Source organism: Pseudomonas palleroniana, from assembly GCF_022836895.1.
Classification (GTDB): domain Bacteria; phylum Pseudomonadota; class Gammaproteobacteria; order Pseudomonadales; family Pseudomonadaceae; genus Aquipseudomonas; species Aquipseudomonas palleroniana.
This window is the reverse complement of the sequence record NZ_CP092411.1, coordinates 4995598-5013709: the sequence shown is the minus strand read 5'-3', so window position 1 is coordinate 5013709 and position 18112 is coordinate 4995598. Positions and strand designations below refer to the sequence as shown.

The window sequence follows — 18112 nt, the reverse complement described above, 5'->3', positions numbered from 1 at the left end:
CAACGGTGCCCGCGAATGTTCAGACCGTTATCGATTTTCATCGGCACGCGCTATACCCGCGCCAAGCGCCGCAACCGTTTTGTTTCGTTTATCTCGATGACCTCGATGATCGGTCTCGCCCTGGGCGTATTGGCGATGATCGTGGTGCTGTCGGTGATGAACGGCTTCCAGCGCGAAATGAGTTCGCGCATCCTCGGCATGGTGCCCCACGCCACCATCGTCGGCGTGAACCCGATCAATGACTGGCAGCCGGTGGCTGCGGCCGCCATGAAGAACCCTGAAGTCACGGCGGCCGTGCCGTTCACGCAGATGGACGGCATGTTCTCCTACAAAGGTGCGATGCAGCCGATCGAGATCAGCGGCGTCGACCCGGCCCAGGAAGGCAAGGTATCCATCGTGGCCCAGCACATCGTGCGCGGCAAACTGGATGACCTCAAGCCAGGCGAGTTCGGTGTGGTGGTAGGCGAAATCACCGCACGGCGCTTTCGCCTGAACGTGGGTGACAAGCTGACCCTGATCGTGCCGGAAGTCAGCACTGCACCGGGGGGCATCACGCCGCGCATGCAGCGTTTGAACGTGGTCGGTATCTTCAAGGTCGGCGCCGAGCTGGATGGCTCCATGGCCTTGATCCACATGGCTGACGCGGCAGAGATACAGCATTGGCAGCCGAACCAGGTGCAAAGCGTGCGCCTGGCGGTGAAAGACCTGTACGCAGCGCCCAAGGTCTCGGCGGATATCGCCGCCAGCCTGGGCGCCGCCTACAAGGCCGATGACTGGACCCACACCCAGGGCAGCCTGTTCAGCGCGATGAAGATGGAAAAGACCATGATCGGCCTGCTGTTGCTGATGATCGTCGCCGTCGCTGCGTTCAACATCATCGCCACCCTGATCATGGTCGTGAACGACAAGGGCGCGGATATCGCGATCCTGCGCACCATCGGTGCCACGCCGCGCCAGATCATGGCGATCTTCATGGTGCAGGGCACGGTGATCGGCATCGTCGGCACCTTGATCGGTGGCGTGCTCGGCGTGATCGCGGCATTGAACGTGAGTGAACTGGTGGGCTGGCTGGAGCGGGTGACCGGGCAGCATATCTTCAGCTCGGATGTGTATTTTGTCAGCAACCTGCCCTCGGAACTGCAGGGCGGCGATGTGTTGCTGATTTGCACGGCCGGGTTTGTGCTGAGCTTTTTGGCGACGTTGTACCCGGCTTATCGGGCGGCGAAGATCGAACCGGCGCATGCGCTGAGATATTCGTAGGGTTCGAGACCGCTATCGGGAGCAAGCCCCCTCTCCCACATTTGGATGTATTCACAATTCAAAATGTGGGACGGGGCTTGCTCCCGATAGCGCCGGCCCATCTTGCATCAAATCCCGGCGGGCAACTCAATCACAAACCGCGTCCATCCCGCCTCGGACTCACAGAAAATCCTCCCCCCCATGCGCCCGCACAATCGACTGGGTAATCGCCAGTCCCAGCCCCGCATGCTCGCTACTGCCTTCACGGCGCGCCGGGTCGGCCCGATAGAACCGATCAAACAACTTCGGCAACAGTGCTTCTGGAATACCTTTACCGGTGTTTTCCACGCAAAGCCTCACCCCGTTCTGCAGACGCACACGCACTTCGCCCCCCGCAGGCGTAAAGCGCAGCGCGTTATCCAGCAGGTTCGACAGTGCCCGGCGCAACATCCCGCGATCGCCCGTCGTCTGGGCAGTCCCCTCGCGAACCAGGCTGATCTGTGCGTCTTCGGCCAGCAAGGTGAAGAACTCCAGTAACGCATCCACTTCATCCGCCAACGCCAGCGCTTCCCGCTTGGGTACCAGCAAACCGTGATCCGCCTTGGCCAGGTACAACATGTCATTCACCAACTGCGCCATCCATTGCAGCTCCTCCAGATTGCTGTGCAGGGCCTCCCGATAGTCCTCGAGCGGGCGCGGTTGGGTAAGGATGACCTGGGTCTGGGTCAACAGGTTGGACAGAGGCGTGCGCAGTTCATGGGCGATGTCGGCGGAGAACGCCGACAGGCGTTGGAAGGCATCATCCAGGCGGCCAAGCATGGCGTTGAAAGCCTGCGCCAGTTCGGCCAGTTCCACCGGCATTTGTTCCTGGGGCAGCCGCTGGGTCAGTGAGTGCGCGGACACGCCGGCGGCCACTTCCCCCATGCGCCGCAATGGCCGTAACCCACTGCGTGCCGCCCAGGCGCCGAGCAGGGCGGTAGCCAGGGCTGATAGCCCGACGGTGAGCCAGATCAGGTGTTGCATGCGTTGCAGGAAGTGCTGGTGGTGGGTGATGTCGAGTATCAGGGTCAGTTGCGGCGAGTCGGGCTGGCCTGCTCTCAGGGGCGCGTTATACACCCGGTACTCGGTGCCGGCACTTTGCAGGCTGTGCAGGCCGGGGGCCTCGGGCAGGCTAATGCTGGGCGCGTTGTCCAGCCAGCGCTGGCCGCCGGCGCTGATGCGCAGCGTCAGGTCCTGCTGGTGAAGGAGTTCGGCGCGCAGTTGTGCTTCGCGTTGGGCGAACGACTGCGGCGAGTCGACACCCTGCAAGGTCGCACGCAAGGCCAGCAGCTTGTTGTCGAGCTGTTGTTGGTCCAGCTCAAGAAAGTGCGCTTCGCTGGCACGGTTGAATAGCACGCCGGCCAGCAACGAAACCACCGCCGTGCAGGCGGCAAACAACAGTGCCAGGCGGCTGGCCAGGGATAAACGCTTGATCAATTGGCGCGTTCCTCCAGCACATAACCCATGCCGCGCACGGTGTGGATCAGTTTGTTGGCGTAGTGATCGTCGACTTTCAGGCGCAGCCGGCGGATGGCCACTTCGATGATGTTGGTATCGCTGTCGAAGTTCATGTCCCACACTTGGGAGGCGATCAAGGTCTTGGGCAGCACTTCGCCCTGGCGCCGCAGTAACAGTTCGAGCAGGGCGAATTCCTTGGCGGTCAGGTCGATACGCTGGCCGTCCCGTTCGACACGGCGGCGGATCAAGTCCAGACGCAGGTCAGCCAGTTGCAGTGCCGTTTCCTGCGGGGTGCTGCTGCCACGGCGCAACAGGCTGCGTACGCGGGCCAGCAGTTCGGAAAACGCAAAAGGTTTGACCAGATAGTCGTCGGCCCCCAGTTCCAGGCCGTGCACGCGGTCTTCCACGGCATCGCGGGCGGTCAGGAACAACACCGGGAGCTCCAGGCCGGCGCTGCGCACCGCTTGCAGGATCTGCCAGCCGTCGCGGCCCGGCAGCATCACATCGAGGATCAGCAAGTCGTAGTCACCGGTCAGTGCCAGGTGCTGGCCCGTGGTGCCGTCAGCCACCAACTCGGTGGTAAACCCAGCTTCGGCTAGGCCCTGGCGCAGGTATTGGCCGGTCTTGGGTTGGTCTTCGACGATCAGCAGTTTCATGGGCAGCTCTTGGCAACGGGGCTCGACGGGCTTTATACCGTGGGCGCCGGGGGAAGGGCGCAACCTGACAAAGTTGTAATCTAGCAGTCAGGTAGCTGGCAGCGGCGTAATCTTAAAGTGCGGGTCAAGCGAGTCACACATTTTTGGAGAAGAACCATGGCGTTGCGTACACCCCTGATCCTGGCGGGTTGCTTGTTGGCGTTAAGTTTCGATGCGGCTGCCGATGCAGCCCACACCTTCGCATTTGGCCAGCCGGCGCCGGCGAGCAAAGCCACGCGCACCGTGGAAGTGGTCCTGCAGGACATTTCGTTTGCGCCCAAGTCACTGGACGTAAAAGCCGGTGAGACGGTGCGTTTTGTGCTCGTCAACAAAGGCCAGTTGCTCCACGAGTTCAACCTGGGCGATGCGGCGATGCATGCCGAGCACCAGGAGGAAATGTTACAGATGCAGGCCAGCGGCATGCTCACCGCTACCGGCATGGGCAAGATGGACCACAGTGCCATGGGGCATGGTGACGGGGCCGGCATGCAGCATGATGATCCCAACAGCGTGCTGGTCGAGCCGGGTAAAACCGCCGAATTGACTTGGACGTTCAGTAAATCCACCGGCCTGGAGTTTGCGTGCAACCTTCCCGGGCACTACCAGGCGGGTATGGTCGGCAAGCTCAACGTCGATTGATCCGGTGCCGTTTAGGCGCGGGAGCAAAGGCTGATAGACTGGCGCGGTTTATTTAGCCAGGTTTCCGCCATGCATCCCGCAGCCGAACATTCGCCGCTGGGCAAGTCCAGTGAATACATCTCCACTTACACGCCGTCGTTGCTGTTTCCGATCCCTCGTGCCGCCAAATGGGCCGAGCTTGGCCTGAGTGCCGAGACCCTGCCTTACAAGGGCGTGGATTTCTGGAACTGCTTCGAATTGTCCTGGCTGTTGCCGTCGGGCAAGCCGGTGGTGGCCATCGGTGAGTTCAGCATCCCGGCCGACTCGCCGAACATCATCGAGTCCAAGTCTTTCAAGCTGTACCTCAACTCGCTGAACCAGACCGCCTTTGCCGACATCCAGGGCCTGGAAGCGACGCTGCGCGACGACCTCAGCGCCGCCGCCGGCAAGCCGGTGACGGTACGCATCCGCAGCCTGGCCGAGATAGAGGCCGAGGGCGTGATGGCCTTACCGGGCGTGTGTATCGACGGCTTGGATATCAGTGTCAGCAACTACGAGCATCCGCGCCCCGAATTGCTGCGCTGCGACGATTCGCGCATCGTCGAAGAGAGCGTGCACAGCCACTTGCTCAAATCCAATTGCCCGGTCACCAGCCAGCCCGATTGGGGCAGCGTAGTGGTGGAGTACCGGGGTTCGGCGCTGGATCACGCCAGCCTGCTGGAATATATCGTGAGCTTTCGCCAGCACTCGGACTTCCATGAGCAGTGTGTGGAACGCATCTTCCTGGACCTGCAGCGTCTGCTCAAGCCGGAGAAATTGACGGTGTATGCGCGGTATGTGCGCCGTGGCGGGTTGGATATCAACCCGTATCGCAGCACTGAGAATGTGACGTTCCAGAACGTGCGCCTGGCTCGTCAGTAGCCTGTACCCAGGTTTCAAGTGTGAGAGAGGAGTTTGCCCCTCTCACATTGGATCTACGCTTGGCTGGCGGGGAGATCAGATCCCGATGTTGCCCAAGGTGATCACGATATTGCGCAGTGTCCCGGCAATGCCTGGATGATCCAGTTCAAAACCCTCCAACGCCCGGTTTACATCGTCAGCAATGCTGGGGGTCTGAGTCGCCGGTTCCAATTCAAGTTGCACTTCGAACCGGGCAATCAGCTCTTCCAGTGCTTCACGTTTTTCCAGCGACAGCGGCGGTTCCTGTTCCAGTTGCCCGCGCAGGATTTCGACCTGTTCTTCCAGTTTTTTGCGATCAGGCATGACATTTTTCCTTTTATCGATAGGCACTGGCATAGACCGCGGCACGCCGAGAAAGGTCTACGGGCTGACCTGTAGATTAATCCACCGGCGCCGACTGTGCATGATCTCGATCAGGGCTTTTCGCCTTTGAGCCGGCGCCGGCTGATGTCTGCCAGGCAAGTGCCGAGTTCGCCCAGGTGATCGATCACCGAGTGCACGCCCAGCCCATACAGCGCTACCGTGGCTTTGGCGCGTTTGTGCTCGCGCTGTTGCTCGGTAAGAGCCTGCCATGGCTCGGGCGCCAAGCCGCAGAGTGAGCCACAGGAGGCCAAGCCAATGGTCCACAGCCCGGCATTGAGCCCCGATTGCAGCAGGCGTGGTTCACCGCTGACCAGCACGCAGCCGTCCAGGCGTTCGATGTTGAGTTCCATCAAGGCTTGCCAGCACGCATGCGGCGCAGGCCAGCGGATGGAGGAGGGAGGTGTTGCCTTCAACCAACTGGGCAATCCGGAAGCCAGTGGCTGAGTCACTGCCGGGGGCAGCTCATCCAACCAGGCGCAAGGCACGCCCTGATCCTTGAGGCTGCGCAGGATCTTCAGGGCGCCCGGGGTGGCCTGGGAGTCGGGAGAGGACGAATCGGTGCGTGCCTGGGAACCGAAATCCACCAGGCAGCCACTCAGGCCGAATAGGACAGCAGTCAAGGCGGGGGCGCTGGCGACGGCAATTTCGGCGTGAGGCATTTCGACATCCCTGAAATAGCTGTGACGCTAGCGAGGCGCGATGACAAGCAGATGACACTGACAAGCGATTGTAGGAATTTTGTTCGTTTTCCATATGACATTTCCTACTAGCTGCCTAAATTGATACTTCCGTCATATACTGACGATCTTCTTCAGGGCATAGCGCCCATGACAGACTATTCAAGGAGCCAAAGCTATGCGCTGGAGCCAATATTTCGCTCAGCTATCTGTGTGTGCCACTATTTTAATGGCCCCGTTCGCCGCCCAAGCTGCGTCCGAAGACGATCCATGGGAAAGCGTCAACCGCCCAATCTTCACCTTCAACGACACCGTTGATACCTACGCGCTCAAGCCATTGGCCCAGGGTTATCAGTTTGTCACCCCGCAGTTTGTGCAGACGGGCGTCCATAACTTCTTCCGCAACATCGGCGACGTGGGCAACTTTGCCAACGACGTGTTGCAGCTCAAACCGCATGCGGCCGGCGTCGACACCGCGCGCCTGCTGGTGAACACCACGTTCGGCGTGCTGGGCTTTATTGATGTCGGCACCAAAATGGGGCTGCACCGCAACGACGAAGACTTCGGCCAGACCCTCGGCTACTGGGGTGTGGGCAGCGGCCCTTACGTGATGCTGCCGTTGCTGGGCCCGAGCACCTTGCGTGATGCGCCCTCCAAGTACGTGGACACTTACACCCAACCGTATCGCTACATGAACGATATCGGCTGGCGCAACAGCACCTTCGGCCTGAACGTGGTTGATACCCGTGCCAGCTTGCTCGACAGCGAGAAGTTGATCACCGGCGACAAATACACCTTCATCCGTAACGCTTACCTGCAGAACCGCGAGTTCAAGGTCAAGGACGGCAAGGTCGTCGACGACTTTTAAGTCGTGACATTTTGAAATGGAAAAAGGCGACCCTCAGTGGTCGCCTTTTTTATGAGCGGTATTCAGCGCATTTTCAAGATTCTGAGGCCCAAATGCTGCTCTTCCCCCATGGCCTTGGTCCATACCACCTCGGTGTCCGCCTCTAGCCCCTTGAGAGCAGCGTGCTCTGAATCGATGCGCACGGTCAGTTGGTCACCCACGTTGAACTGGCGAGGGGCCTGCACCTGCATGCCGGAGCTGGAAAGGTCCAGGCATACCCCGGCAATCTCCTGCCCGGCGTGGATCAACGACACATCGGCATCCACCCGCATGCGGATGAAATCGCGTTTTTCGGCGTAGTCGCGCTCGTGTTCGCTCATGGGTTCCATCCTTACTTTGTGTTGTGGTGTTGGCTGTTCTTATAACTCCCGGTGATTTGCGGTGTAAAGACGCCCGGCGACCATCGGCATGAGCTTGAAACCCCTGACGGATGGGAGTACCGTCTGCGCCTTAGAAGGGCACCTCTGCATTACAGTTGTGCGTGGGCTAATTGCCTATGCTTTGTAGGACAGAGAGGCTAGAAAGCGAATCCAGTACGTGAGCTCGGCCATTGTCGAGCCACCTACGCCAACCTAATTCTGGCGCCGTTTGCCCACATGCAAAAAACCAGTGCCACGCTGCTGATAATCGATGACGACGAAGTAGTGCGCGCGAGCCTCGCGGCCTATTTGGAAGACAGTGGCTTCAGCGTCCTGCAGGCCGGTAACGGCCAACAGGGTCTCCAGGTGTTCGAGCGCGACAAGCCCGACCTCGTGATCTGCGACCTGCGCATGCCCCAGATGGGTGGCCTTGAGCTGATCCGCCAGGTGACCGAGCTTGCGCCGCAGACGCCGGTGATTGTCGTGTCCGGTGCCGGCGTGATGAACGATGCCGTGGAGGCCCTGCGCCTGGGCGCCGCCGATTACCTGATCAAGCCCCTGGAAGACCTCGCCGTGCTGGAGCACTCGGTGCGCCGCGCGCTGGACCGTGCCCGCCTGCTCGTCGAGAACCAGCGCTACCGCGAAAAGCTCGAAACCGCCAACCGCGAGCTCGAGGCCAGCCTCAACCTGCTTCAGGAAGACCAGAACGCCGGTCGCCAGGTGCAGATGAACATGCTGCCGGTCAGCCCGTGGACCATCGACGAGTTCAAGTTCGCCCACCAGATCATCCCGTCGTTGTACCTGTCGGGTGATTTTGTCGACTACTTCCGCGTGGATGAGCGACGTGTGGCGTTCTACCTGGCCGACGTATCCGGCCATGGCGCTTCTTCGGCGTTTGTCACCGTGTTGTTGAAGTTCATGACCACGCGGTTGTTGTTTGAATCCAAGCGCAATGGCACCTTGCCGGAGTTCACCCCCTCCGAGGTGCTGGGCCACATCAACCGAGGCCTGATCAGCTGCAAGCTGGGCAAGCACGTGACGATGGTCGGCGGCGTGATTGACGAAGAAACCGGTCTTCTGACCTACAGTATTGGCGGTCACCTGCCGATGCCTGTTTTATACACTCCCGACAGTGTGCGTTACCTGGAAGGGCGTGGTCTGCCCGTAGGCCTGTTCAATGAAGCCACCTACGAAGACCACATCCTGGAACTGCCGCCGACCTTCAGCCTCACGCTGATGTCCGACGGTATCCTGGACCTTCTTCCAGAGCCTACACTCAAGGAGAAAGAAGCCGCCTTGCCCCAAAAGGTCAAGTCGGCGGGCGGCAGCCTGGATGGCCTGCGGCAAGTGTTTGGATTGGCCACGCTAGGGGAGATGCCGGATGATATCGCCCTATTGGTGTTGAGCAGGAATCTTTGATGAGTACCGGAAGAATCCAATTCGCCGAGCAAGACGGGACATTCGTCCTGAAATTTGTCGGTGAAGTGCGCCTGACCTTGTGTTCGGCGCTGGATGCGACGATTGAGCGGATCTTCACAGCGCTGAACTTCTCGGCGATCGTGATCGATCTGACCGAAACCCGCAGCATCGATAGCACCACCCTGGGCCTGTTGGCCAAGTTGTCCATTCTGTCTCGGCAGAAGGTCGGCCTGTTGCCGACGGTGGTCACCACCCACGAAGACATCACCCGTCTGCTGCAGTCCATGGGCTTCGACCAGGTGTTCAACATCGTTGACCGCCCGATCCCATGCCCTGAGTGCCTGACCGACCTGCCTTCGCAAGACCAGTCCGAAGAAATCGTACGGGTCAAGGTGCTCGAAGCGCACAAGATCCTGATGGGCTTGAACGAGTCCAACCGCGAAGCCTTCCACGACCTCGTCAACGCCCTCGAACGTCACTGATCGCCAGTTGAAACCCTATCCAAGTGTGGGAGGGGGCTTGCTCCCGATTGCAGTGTGTCAGTCACTGAATTCATAACTGACCCACCGCCATCGGAAGCAAGCCCCCTCCCACCGTTGGACTGAGGTCGGTTTGAGATTGGCGAACATAAAAAAGGGCGGCACCCTCACAGGTGCCGCCCTTTTCGCTACTGCCCGCTTTTACAGTTTGGCAGTCAACAAGGCTTCCAGCTTCTCTTGGTCGCGAGCAAACTGGCGAATACCTTCCGCCAGCTTCTCAGTCGCCATCGCGTCTTCGTTGGATGCCCAGCGGAACGCCTTTTCGTCCATATGGATACGTGCCTCACCGGCGTGCCCCGGAGACAGCTTGCGCGCAAGCTTGCCAGTATCGGCCGCCAGCTTCTCCAGCAGATCCGGGCTGATGGTCAGGCGATCACACCCCGCCAACTCCTCGATCTGGCTCAGGTTACGGAAGCTCGCACCCATCACTACCGTCTTGTAGCCATTTGCCTTGTAGTAGTTGTAGATGCGCGTCACCGACTGTACGCCCGGATCATCCGCGCCGGTGTATTCGTTGCCGGTGGCCTTCTTGTACCAGTCGTAGATACGGCCCACGAACGGTGAAATCAGGAATACCCCGGCTTCGGCACAGGCCACGGCCTGGGCGAAGGAGAACAGCAGGGTCAGGTTGGTCTGGATGCCTTCTTTTTCCAGCTTCTCCGCCGCGCGGATGCCTTCCCAGGTGGAGGCGATCTTGATCAGTACACGGTCACGACCAACACCGGCTTTTTCATACAGGTCGATCAGACGGTGCGCACGCTTGAGAATGGCGTCTTCGTCGAACGACAGGCGGGCATCCACCTCGGTGGAAATACGGCCCGGCACGACTTTGAGGATCTCTTGACCCACTGCTACCGCAAAACGGTCGCTGGCCAGGCCCACATCGCCATTGCAGTCCTTTACGCATTCGTCCAGCAGCTTGGCATAGCCTGGAATCGACGCGGCCTTGAGCAGCAGGGAAGGGTTGGTGGTGGCGTCTTGTGGCTTGAGCTTGGCGAGCGCCGAAAAATCGCCGGTATCGGCAACGACAGTGGTGAATTGCTTGAGTTGTTCCAGCTTGGAAGTCATGGGCGTGCTCTGTCCTATGGGTCTGATGACATTACCCGAGCACCGGCAGGCGCTCAAGGGCGCAAACGCGTTCGAGCGTTTGCGAGGGCGATAACCTGAAAACAGCCGTTTGAATCCTCGGCTCTGCTGCTCAATAGGAGGGCAAAATCGAGGGGAGGTTCAACTGGATTTTATGTGACCCGCTCCCTTGTCATTAAGCTATTGCTATGGGGAATATGCATGTTTTGAAGTTGTGAAAACTTTATTTTTATTGACGTTGATTGTTGCTGTTTCTACCTGTGCTATACCTGACTGGCAAACGCCAAAGTAAGCCGATAAAAACTCTTGTGACATCACCGTCAGCGGCGAAGTGCGTGTGCCTGTTCATTAAACCTGTTTGTTAGTTAGTTGCGAAACAAAGGAGAGATGTAATGAAACGGAATATATCAACGCTATTCGCTGCCATGGGTTTTATATGTTCCACCGCAGCATTTGCCGAGGTAACGGTGCAGCAGGCACTCAGTGCCGGTTGTTACGATACCCAGGAAATGCGCGCAATCATCGACACTGCCAAGGCCGGTAAACCGATAGGGAGCCGCACCCTTGAAAAGGAAAATGAACTGACCTCGACCTACGGAGGCAAGATCACCGATTCCAGAGTGACGGCGCCTGCCACCTGGGTGTATCGCGCGTATGAAAACGCAGACACCAACAATTGGCATGTCCAGAAGCTCAAGGAGGGCGTGATCTACGCCAAGGCCCAGAATGACCTGGAGAAGTTCGTTAAGCGAGGGGGGACGCCCAAAGAGTATTGGGCGGTCGACGGGCCGGACCTGCACCAGCCGGGTTTTAGCAGTGCCACCTACACGACAATGCGACTGCTCGCACTGCAATCGAGCGACACCCCGCAAAGCCAGTTTGTAAGTTTTGCACTGGACTACGCCACCACCGGAACCTTTGGAGAAGCGGTGTATGCACTCCAAGTGAATCCAGACTCGCCCATTCTAGGGCTGGTTAACTGCAAAACCGCAGGCGGTGAAGTTCAAGTCCAAATTCTGGGCGGTACGACATTCAATACGCTATATCGAAAACTTAGAACGGAGAGTGATTGGAAGCGATATGACCGCAATACCGGAAAATGGATAACTGTACCAAACGGAACAGTGCCGTAAAAATTTAGCGCTATAGCAAGGGCCCGCAGCTGAAGCCGAGCCCTTGCACAGTGTGGGAGGGGGCTTGCTCCCGATAGCGGCAGCTCAACCACCCAATCCCCAACTGACACTCACCGCCCTTCCAGCAACTCCCCAGCCTGATCCAACAAAGCCAGCGGGTCAGCCGCCTTATGAATATCCACTGACAACAACTGCCTGAACTTGCGCGCCCCCGGGAACCCGGTGCCCAACCCCAGCACATGCCGCGTAATATGATGCATCGTGCCGCCACTGGCCAAATGCTCAGCAATATAAGGCCGCAACTGCGCCAGCGCCTCGGCCCGGCTGATCACCGGCGCTTCACTGCCAAACAATTGCTGATCCACCTCGGCCAGCAAATACGGATTGTGATAGGCCTCGCGCCCAAGCATCACCCCATCAAACGTCTGTAAATGCTCCCGGCACTGCTCCAGTGTCTTGATGCCGCCGTTGAGATTGATCTCCAGCTCCGGGAAGTCCCGCTTCAACTGCGCCGCCACGTCATAGCGCAACGGCGGAATATCGCGGTTCTCCTTGGGCGACAACCCCTCCAGAATCGCAATCCGCGCATGCACCGTAAAACTGGTGCAGCCCGCATCCCTCACCGTCCCGACGAAATCACACAACTGGGCATAACTGTCGCGCCCATTGATCCCGATACGATGCTTCACCGTCACCGGAATCGACACCGCATCGCGCATCGCCTTCACACACTCGGCCACCAACGCCGGATGCGCCATCAGGATCGCGCCAATCATGTTGTTCTGAACGCGGTCGCTGGGGCAGCCGACATTCAAATTCACCTCATCGTAACCGGCCGCCTCAGCCATGCGCGCACACGCCGCCAGGTCGGCCGGGACGCTGCCGCCCAACTGGAGGGCAAGCGGATGCTCGGCTTCGTCGTGACGCAGGAAGCGCTCATGATCGCCGTGGAGGATCGCCCCGGTGGTGACCATCTCGGTGTAAAGCAGGGCGTGCTTGGAGAGCAGGCGCAGGAAGTAACGACAGTGTCGGTCGGTCCAATCCATCATGGGGGCGACGGAGAAGCGGCGAGACAGGATTTGCGGTGAAGCGGTATTCTGGGGCATCGGCTGGTCTGAGTGAGCAAGGCGTGGATGTTGAGTTTATCAGGAACGTAGCGAGCAGTACGGTGGAGCGTTTTAGATCGAAACTTTAGCTTGGTGGTCCTTTAGGAGGTAGGTATGAAAAAAACTCATTTTTTATAAAAATGTAGTATCAAAAAAAAAATTCATTCACTACTCTAGCGCTAGTGAAATGGCCGCTGAGAGGAATGGTGGCTATAACTAAGTTGGCTATATCAAGGAGCGAAATGTGGCAGCTATATCTGTAAGTCTGATAAATATGAAGGGTGGTGTTGGTAAGACGACACTCGCAGCTCAACTTGCACACGCAGCAGATACAAAACGTTTGAGGATTTTGGCAGTAGACCTCGACCCGCAAGCAAATTTAAGCCAAGCGTTAATGGGTGCTAGAGGGTACGTTGATCATCTAAATCAAAAGCGGCCAACAGTTGTTAATTTATTTGAACAGTATTTACCGCCAACCATTAGTACCCCCAGTCCGACTAAATGCACAATTAGTGATGTAATCATCAAGCAAGCGGGCTATTGGTCGAATACCATGTTGGACTTGATTCCTAGTAGGCTGGAATTGTCCAATACGCTGAAGAACCCAACCGGAAAAGAGAGGAAGCTAGCTAAAGCATTGAGTACTGTGGTAGACGATTATGATTTGATTATCATTGATTGTGCTCCTACGGAATCTATTTTGACGGATGCCGCATACCATGCTAGTAGGTATGCTTTGGTTCCGGTGAAACCAGAATTTTTGGCAACTATTGGTTTGCCATTATTGGCAAACTCAGTTATCGAGTTTAAAGCCGAAAACACAGATCATGCTTTGGATATATGTGGGATTGTTTTTAATCATTCATCTTCCTATTCAGATGGTCCTGAAACAGCGGCTTCGGTCAGAGAGGTAACCAACGAGGCATCTAAGCACGGTTGGCATATATATGATACGCATGTAAGATATTCGCGTTCTTATGCTAAAGCTGCCCGAGAGCGTACGCCGATTGCGTCGACTAGTCACGTTCGAACAAATGTTCCTAGGCAGTTCTCCGCATTTTCCCAAGAGTTTTTCAAATCTATTGGAATAGACTAATTCTATGACGCCTACCGAGATGTTAGATTTAGAGGTTTCGTTGCTTCTTTTGAAATATGGAAAGCAGCGAGTTTTACAGTCAGTTGCCAGGCGGGAAGGGGTGCCCGATATCGTTATTGAGCGAGAGCTCAAGTTGGGCCTATTTTCGAAAGTAAGCTCAGATAAGAGGAGAGCAGCTCCTTCTAAGCCATTTAGTATCGATTCGATTGTAACTGATAATAGCGAAAAGTCTTTGATCTTGCGTGACTTAAATGCAAAGTTTGAAAATCGAAGGTTTCTGCCAGAGTTCAAAGACGTAAAACGGTTTTATGAGCGTTACGGTGGGCGGTCAGCTTTGTTAAAATCGCGAGCCGCATCCCAAACCGGTTTATTTAAGATGTTGTCAAATTTCGAGTTGAGTGAGCTTAAAAAGTTGACTGTCGAACCTCCAGCTCAGAACGAGTTTTCAGATTTGGGTCTTATTTCAGATGAAATTTTAAGACATGGCAAAATTAAAACGAATGATCAGAAAGAATAGTGATTTTAATTTTTTAAGGATTTGTAATTAATTGTTTATGGAGAATTTCAGGGGGAGGGGGCAGATGTTTCTCATGGAAGTGGCGCAGAGGCTGCGCAGGCGGAACAAAATGAAAATGCGTTGGGAGCTTCGCCAATGATGTGACCGAACACTCTGAGAGTTGCATCTTAGATAGAGATTGTTATTTTTCACGCTCCAACGTGATACGAGCGGTGTCGCCGCCAGTGTAGCGAGCATTTTAAAGTGATCGCGCCTAACATATGCAGGATTATACCCTGTCAGTTGGATGCTGCCAACATTCTAGGGAAGTCGCACTCGGGCTGAGCTAGTTTGGAAACTAGTGAGAAGCACATCGGAAGTCGCTAGCGACCGAAGGGTTTCTAATAACTATATACTCAGCCTAGTTTCAGGTTTTTGGAGTGTTCTCTCAAATTGCTCACCTCGAATTTCGAGTCTAGCATCTAGCACGCCTGGCTGATACTTGGTCAGATTGTTCTCGTGTTCTATACTATCAAGCAACATTTCTGTTATGGGTATTCACGGTTTTTTGGTTTAACCAATTTGGCTAAAGAGTTGGACAGAGTTTTTTGGCATATTTTGGTACGATCAATTATGGCGGCGATCTATGGTGGAGTGCTATTGATGTCTTTTATCGTAGGTTGCGATTTAAAATTAACGGGTTGTAGCTGAGTGTGTGGAAGTTGGTTTTTAGTTTTTCTATACTAATTAAAGTTTTGTATCATAATCTGGTCATGATATTTCTATACGTCATAGCAATATCTATTTTTTTTGCTTGAAGCACTCCAGATCGCAGACTGCTTCAAGTAGAAACTAACTATAACTACCATTTTTGTCGGCTATCACATGTGAGCGATGGTCGGCACGATGAATTATTTCTTGGTCGGTAGTGCAGAAAAAGAAAAAAGACTTCGTTGACTCTTAAATTTGAGTATATCATTAGCCGTTATCGTATTTGCTTTTCTCCTCGCCCCACCACCTGGGGTAATGACCTCTATCTCTGAGCTCGCTATTATTGCAGCATGAACATCGTCGGAGTGTGCAGGAGTTTCATTGTAGATGCTTGCATAAAAGTCGCTGACGATAATTGCATCTCCGGACTCCGAAATTAATCTGGGGATGTCTTCCTGGAGCTCATTCTTTGCGTTCTCTCGATCTGCTTCTGCAAATAGATATAACGATCCGTCTTCTGTTGGATCATAAGAAAGCATTTTTAGCCCAGACCTACCGTAGTGTGCCTGAGCATTGCTATTGTCATGCAGGATGTTGTTATACACTTGGCGTGCTTTATATGAAGTTGCAAAGTGTATTAGCCAGTATTTCCATCCCGTAGGGTTATTAATCGAAAATGGGCTTACATACGGAGCGCACTCTTTGAATGCTTGGAAAACTAAACGCTCCGCAATGCTCAGCCAGGTTTTGTTACTCATCTGTCCTTCTAGAGACTTTAGGTCGCTTGCTTCTAAACCCACAGAAGATAACTGAGATAACACCATTTGTGGTTCTGATTTTCTTAGGAATGCTAATAGTGCCTCTATTGCAAATGTATAGAATATCTCTGCCGAGGGGTTGGATCTCGTTATGTCAACTATTGTCCTTCTGTCTACGTGGCTATGCCCACACTGGTCCAGATTAAACAATACGCTTCGGTAGCGTTTTTTTGAAAGTAACTCTTTTATTTTAGGGTAGACTTGTTCAAATGGCTCGCTGAAGTATTCGGTTTTTATTTTTAGATTGGCGCTGTTTTCAGAAATTTCAGCAAGCAAAGGAGCTAAGTTTTCTTTAAGTAATGCGGTTACATCTTTGTCGGCGTCATTTAGGACTAACAAGCACTCAATGGAGACGAGTCCAAGTCCTTGTACTGCACGTTTTATATTTATAGAATGGATTGCTTTTTTAAGTTCTTCTATAAAAATTACTGGAGAGCCAGCAGCGCCGCATTGGTAGCGGCCTCCGCCGGAGAAACCGTCGATAACAGCTAAGCGAAATAAAGTTTGCTGAGGTATCTGGCATCTTACAGTTAAATATTGAAAAAAGTACTCTTTCAATATTTTGTGTTTTTGCCGCGAGTGATCATCTAGGATAGCACCACTGCGCCACTCGTATCGTTTCTCTGCCATGCTCTCTAGAATTCCCTATCTGAATGAGGCTTGCTGCAAAGAGTCTATGATTGTTATAGGCATTTCATCCCATGTTCGCCCACGATACTCTCTACCATTATCTTTCTTGGATCTTTTAGTGTTGTCTTTGCCCCATGCTCCCCACTGCTTGAAGAAAAAAGCGGTTTCGCTAATTAGGCATTGTTCGTAGATCTCATCAATCCATCCTTCCTTGATCGGGCGGGCGTTACGACCGCTTTCACCTCCCACGATTGCCCAGTCAATTCCGTGTAGGTCTACACCTGCGACTGAGTTTATCAATGGTTCAAATGATATAAATCTAATTGCGGCGGGAACTTTGCGTAAGCTTTCAATTCTATCCAGTACTTCAGAACTTTCTACGCTAGTTCCGATCCATACGTTTGGAAGAATGGTCTTGATTTTTTTTGAAATTATCTTCTGCATGCGATCGGGGCGTTTGGTTAGTATCTGATAACTATGCCTAGGCGTTTCACGCATTACATTCCAGACGCGTAAAATAAATTCGTCACTAACTTGCTCATGGAACAAGTCACTCATAGAGTTAACAAAAATCTTCCGTGGTTTTTTCCAGGAATAAGGTATGGCTAAAGACTTTTCATCCTCTTTTACTACACCATTCCAGACAGTACGTTTACCTATCTGTCTGGTTAATCCCGAGTATTTATCAACATGCATAGACTCAAGTCGTTTTGCCATTTCCATGGCATAACAGTTTTTGCATCCATCGCTGATAATTGAACAGCCCGCGACAGGGTTCCATGTGGAATCGGTCCACTCGATTTGGGTCTCAGCCATCTCTACACACCTGCACGATCGATTTTTCATTTCAAAGGCGATGATTGTATCGCGGCAATCTTGAAAAGGTACCTTAGTAGGACTGCTGACAAATGCCTTTTTTAGCCGCCTCAGATGGCATTATGCCTCAACAGTTCCAAGGGGGATATTTAAAGACGGCAACCAGCAGCTCCCCAGGAAATATCCCACAATTTTCTCAGCTTGCCCCTCAGACCCCCATAGCTAACCTTTTCCGGCCGCTGCCAATCCAGCGGCCGGATGTGGAAGTCCGTACCAAGCTAAGACGCAATCGTCATAAACACCTGTCGGCGTTTTTTTACGTCTGTATCATGTGTTTCGGCGGCTGCGCGCGGGGCACTTCGGTGCGCCGGGTCCTTAGCCCTGGTCTTCCACACCTGCGTACAGCTGCCACCCTCATGTGGAAGTGAGTTTGGCAGTTCCTGAATAGTTAAGGAGCTTCGCCATGTACAAGGTCACGCCTAATCCGCCGTATGCTTCAAACGCTGCACCCAATGACGCCAAGCTTCATGCAGCGGCTCAACGAGCGATTCATCATTATTTGCCGGCTTCCGACGACGCAACCCCCACCGATCAACCACCCGGCAACCTATTCCTCGTCAGCCCCAACATCGACACCGAGACCCTCCTGGCCAACGCCTCCGAAAACCTGGAATCCGCCAACCAAATGGCCACCACCCTGGCCTTCGATCTCGAAGACCCCCACCGCGCCATCGTCTTGGGCATCCAGCAACTTATCGACCTGAGCGCGTTACTCGTTGACCGAGCCCAGGAGCAAGCTGCCCCTGCCGCCAGCAAAGCTAACGCCTGACAACTCTTCCCGCCGCCTTACCGCAAGGCGGCAGCCTGAACTCGTGTTGCCCCTTCATTATTTCCTGTGTCTTTGAGGTCTACGGCTCTTCAAGAAAGGACCCTTGAGCCTCAACTGA

General features: G+C 54.7%; 18 protein-coding genes and 1 pseudogene. 10 read left to right on the top strand and 9 right to left on the bottom strand.

The window, feature by feature from the left end; all coding sequences use genetic code 11:
- Positions 1-15 precede the first annotated feature (15 nt).
- Positions 16-1260 (top strand): lipoprotein-releasing ABC transporter permease subunit, encoded by a 1245-nt coding sequence (locus tag MJP36_RS22430; protein ID WP_090366151.1) that lies wholly within the window; start codon positions 16-18, stop codon positions 1258-1260.
- 107 nt (positions 1261-1367) lie between these two features.
- Here MJP36_RS22430 and MJP36_RS22425 read toward each other — a convergent pair.
- Together MJP36_RS22425 and MJP36_RS22420 are read right to left on the bottom strand one after the other, a co-directional pair.
- A pseudogene (locus MJP36_RS22425) lies at positions 1368-2715 on the bottom strand (heavy metal sensor histidine kinase).
- Positions 2712-3392: a heavy metal response regulator transcription factor gene (locus tag MJP36_RS22420; RefSeq protein WP_090366148.1), complete on the bottom strand. Its 681-nt coding sequence runs from the start codon at positions 3390-3392 to the stop codon at positions 2712-2714. The pseudogene MJP36_RS22425 and the gene MJP36_RS22420 overlap by 4 nt, the downstream one beginning before the upstream one ends.
- Before the next feature lie 156 nt (positions 3393-3548).
- Here MJP36_RS22420 and copI point away from each other — a divergent pair, with 156 nt between their 5' ends.
- Both copI and queF read left to right on the top strand, forming a co-directional pair.
- Complete coding sequence (copI, locus tag MJP36_RS22415; RefSeq protein ID WP_244384030.1) at positions 3549-4070, top strand: copper-resistant cuproprotein CopI; 522 nt, start codon at positions 3549-3551, stop codon at positions 4068-4070.
- Positions 4071-4139: 69 nt separating this feature from the next.
- Entirely contained in the window at positions 4140-4970 is an 831-nt protein-coding gene (queF, locus tag MJP36_RS22410) for an NADPH-dependent 7-cyano-7-deazaguanine reductase QueF (protein ID WP_244384029.1), read from the top strand.
- A 75-nt stretch (positions 4971-5045) separates the two neighbouring features.
- On the opposite strand, the gene MJP36_RS22405 is transcribed toward queF, so the two are convergent.
- Positions 5046-5312 (bottom strand): DUF4404 family protein, encoded by a 267-nt coding sequence (locus tag MJP36_RS22405; protein ID WP_060753164.1) that lies wholly within the window; start codon positions 5310-5312, stop codon positions 5046-5048.
- A gap of 110 nt (positions 5313-5422) precedes the next feature.
- The gene (gene pcrP, locus MJP36_RS22400) at positions 5423-6031 is read right to left on the bottom strand and encodes an HAD superfamily inactivated hydrolase PcrP (RefSeq protein ID WP_244384028.1); all 609 of its coding nucleotides are present in this window, start codon (positions 6029-6031) and stop codon (positions 5423-5425) included.
- 247 nt (positions 6032-6278) lie between these two features.
- Here pcrP and MJP36_RS22395 point away from each other — a divergent pair, with 247 nt between their 5' ends.
- Positions 6279-6917 carry an MlaA family lipoprotein gene (locus MJP36_RS22395; protein WP_372241670.1) on the top strand — a complete coding sequence of 213 codons (639 nt, stop codon included), beginning with the start codon at positions 6279-6281 and terminating at the stop codon, positions 6915-6917.
- A 62-nt stretch (positions 6918-6979) separates the two neighbouring features.
- Here MJP36_RS22395 and MJP36_RS22390 read toward each other — a convergent pair whose 3' ends face one another.
- A complete protein-coding gene (locus MJP36_RS22390) occupies positions 6980-7276 on the bottom strand; it encodes a PilZ domain-containing protein (RefSeq protein WP_060753167.1) in 297 nt (98 codons plus the stop codon).
- Positions 7277-7552: 276 nt separating this feature from the next.
- Between MJP36_RS22390 and rssB the strand changes: the two genes are divergently transcribed.
- Both rssB and rssC read left to right on the top strand, forming a co-directional pair.
- Positions 7553-8734 (top strand): two-component system response regulator RssB, encoded by a 1182-nt coding sequence (rssB, locus tag MJP36_RS22385; RefSeq protein WP_060753168.1) that lies wholly within the window; start codon positions 7553-7555, stop codon positions 8732-8734.
- Positions 8734-9216 (top strand): anti-sigma factor antagonist RssC, encoded by a 483-nt coding sequence (gene rssC, locus MJP36_RS22380; RefSeq protein WP_010212025.1) that lies wholly within the window; start codon positions 8734-8736, stop codon positions 9214-9216. The genes rssB and rssC overlap by 1 nt, the downstream gene beginning before the upstream one ends.
- Positions 9217-9414: 198 nt before the next feature.
- Here rssC and tal read toward each other — a convergent pair whose 3' ends face one another.
- Positions 9415-10341 (bottom strand): transaldolase, encoded by a 927-nt coding sequence (gene tal / locus MJP36_RS22375; protein ID WP_244384027.1) that lies wholly within the window; start codon positions 10339-10341, stop codon positions 9415-9417.
- 410 nt (positions 10342-10751) lie between these two features.
- On the opposite strand from tal, the gene MJP36_RS22370 reads away from it, so the two are divergent.
- Positions 10752-11492 (top strand): hypothetical protein, encoded by a 741-nt coding sequence (locus MJP36_RS22370; protein ID WP_244384026.1) that lies wholly within the window; start codon positions 10752-10754, stop codon positions 11490-11492.
- A gap of 110 nt (positions 11493-11602) precedes the next feature.
- On the opposite strand, the gene dusA is transcribed toward MJP36_RS22370, so the two are convergent.
- Complete coding sequence (dusA, locus tag MJP36_RS22365; RefSeq protein WP_244384025.1) at positions 11603-12598, bottom strand: tRNA dihydrouridine(20/20a) synthase DusA; 996 nt, start codon at positions 12596-12598, stop codon at positions 11603-11605.
- 244 nt (positions 12599-12842) lie between these two features.
- Between dusA and MJP36_RS22360 the strand changes: the two genes are divergently transcribed.
- Together MJP36_RS22360 and MJP36_RS22355 are read left to right on the top strand one after the other, a co-directional pair.
- Entirely contained in the window at positions 12843-13694 is an 852-nt protein-coding gene (locus MJP36_RS22360) for a ParA family protein (RefSeq protein WP_244384024.1), read from the top strand.
- 4 nt (positions 13695-13698) lie between these two features.
- On the top strand, positions 13699-14211 hold the full coding sequence (locus tag MJP36_RS22355; RefSeq protein WP_244384023.1) for a hypothetical protein: 513 nt from the start codon (positions 13699-13701) through the stop codon (positions 14209-14211).
- 890 nt (positions 14212-15101) lie between these two features.
- Here the strand turns inward: MJP36_RS22355 and MJP36_RS22350 are convergent.
- Together MJP36_RS22350 and MJP36_RS22345 are read right to left on the bottom strand one after the other, a co-directional pair.
- Positions 15102-16349, bottom strand: coding sequence for a three-Cys-motif partner protein TcmP (locus tag MJP36_RS22350; RefSeq protein ID WP_244384022.1), 1248 nt, complete (start codon positions 16347-16349; stop codon positions 15102-15104).
- 15 nt (positions 16350-16364) lie between these two features.
- Complete coding sequence (locus tag MJP36_RS22345; protein ID WP_244384021.1) at positions 16365-17165, bottom strand: DUF5131 family protein; 801 nt, start codon at positions 17163-17165, stop codon at positions 16365-16367.
- A 463-nt stretch (positions 17166-17628) separates the two neighbouring features.
- Here MJP36_RS22345 and MJP36_RS22340 point away from each other — a divergent pair, with 463 nt between their 5' ends.
- Entirely contained in the window at positions 17629-17994 is a 366-nt protein-coding gene (locus MJP36_RS22340; protein ID WP_244384020.1) for a DUF6124 family protein, read from the top strand.
- Positions 17995-18112: the final 118 nt, after the last annotated feature.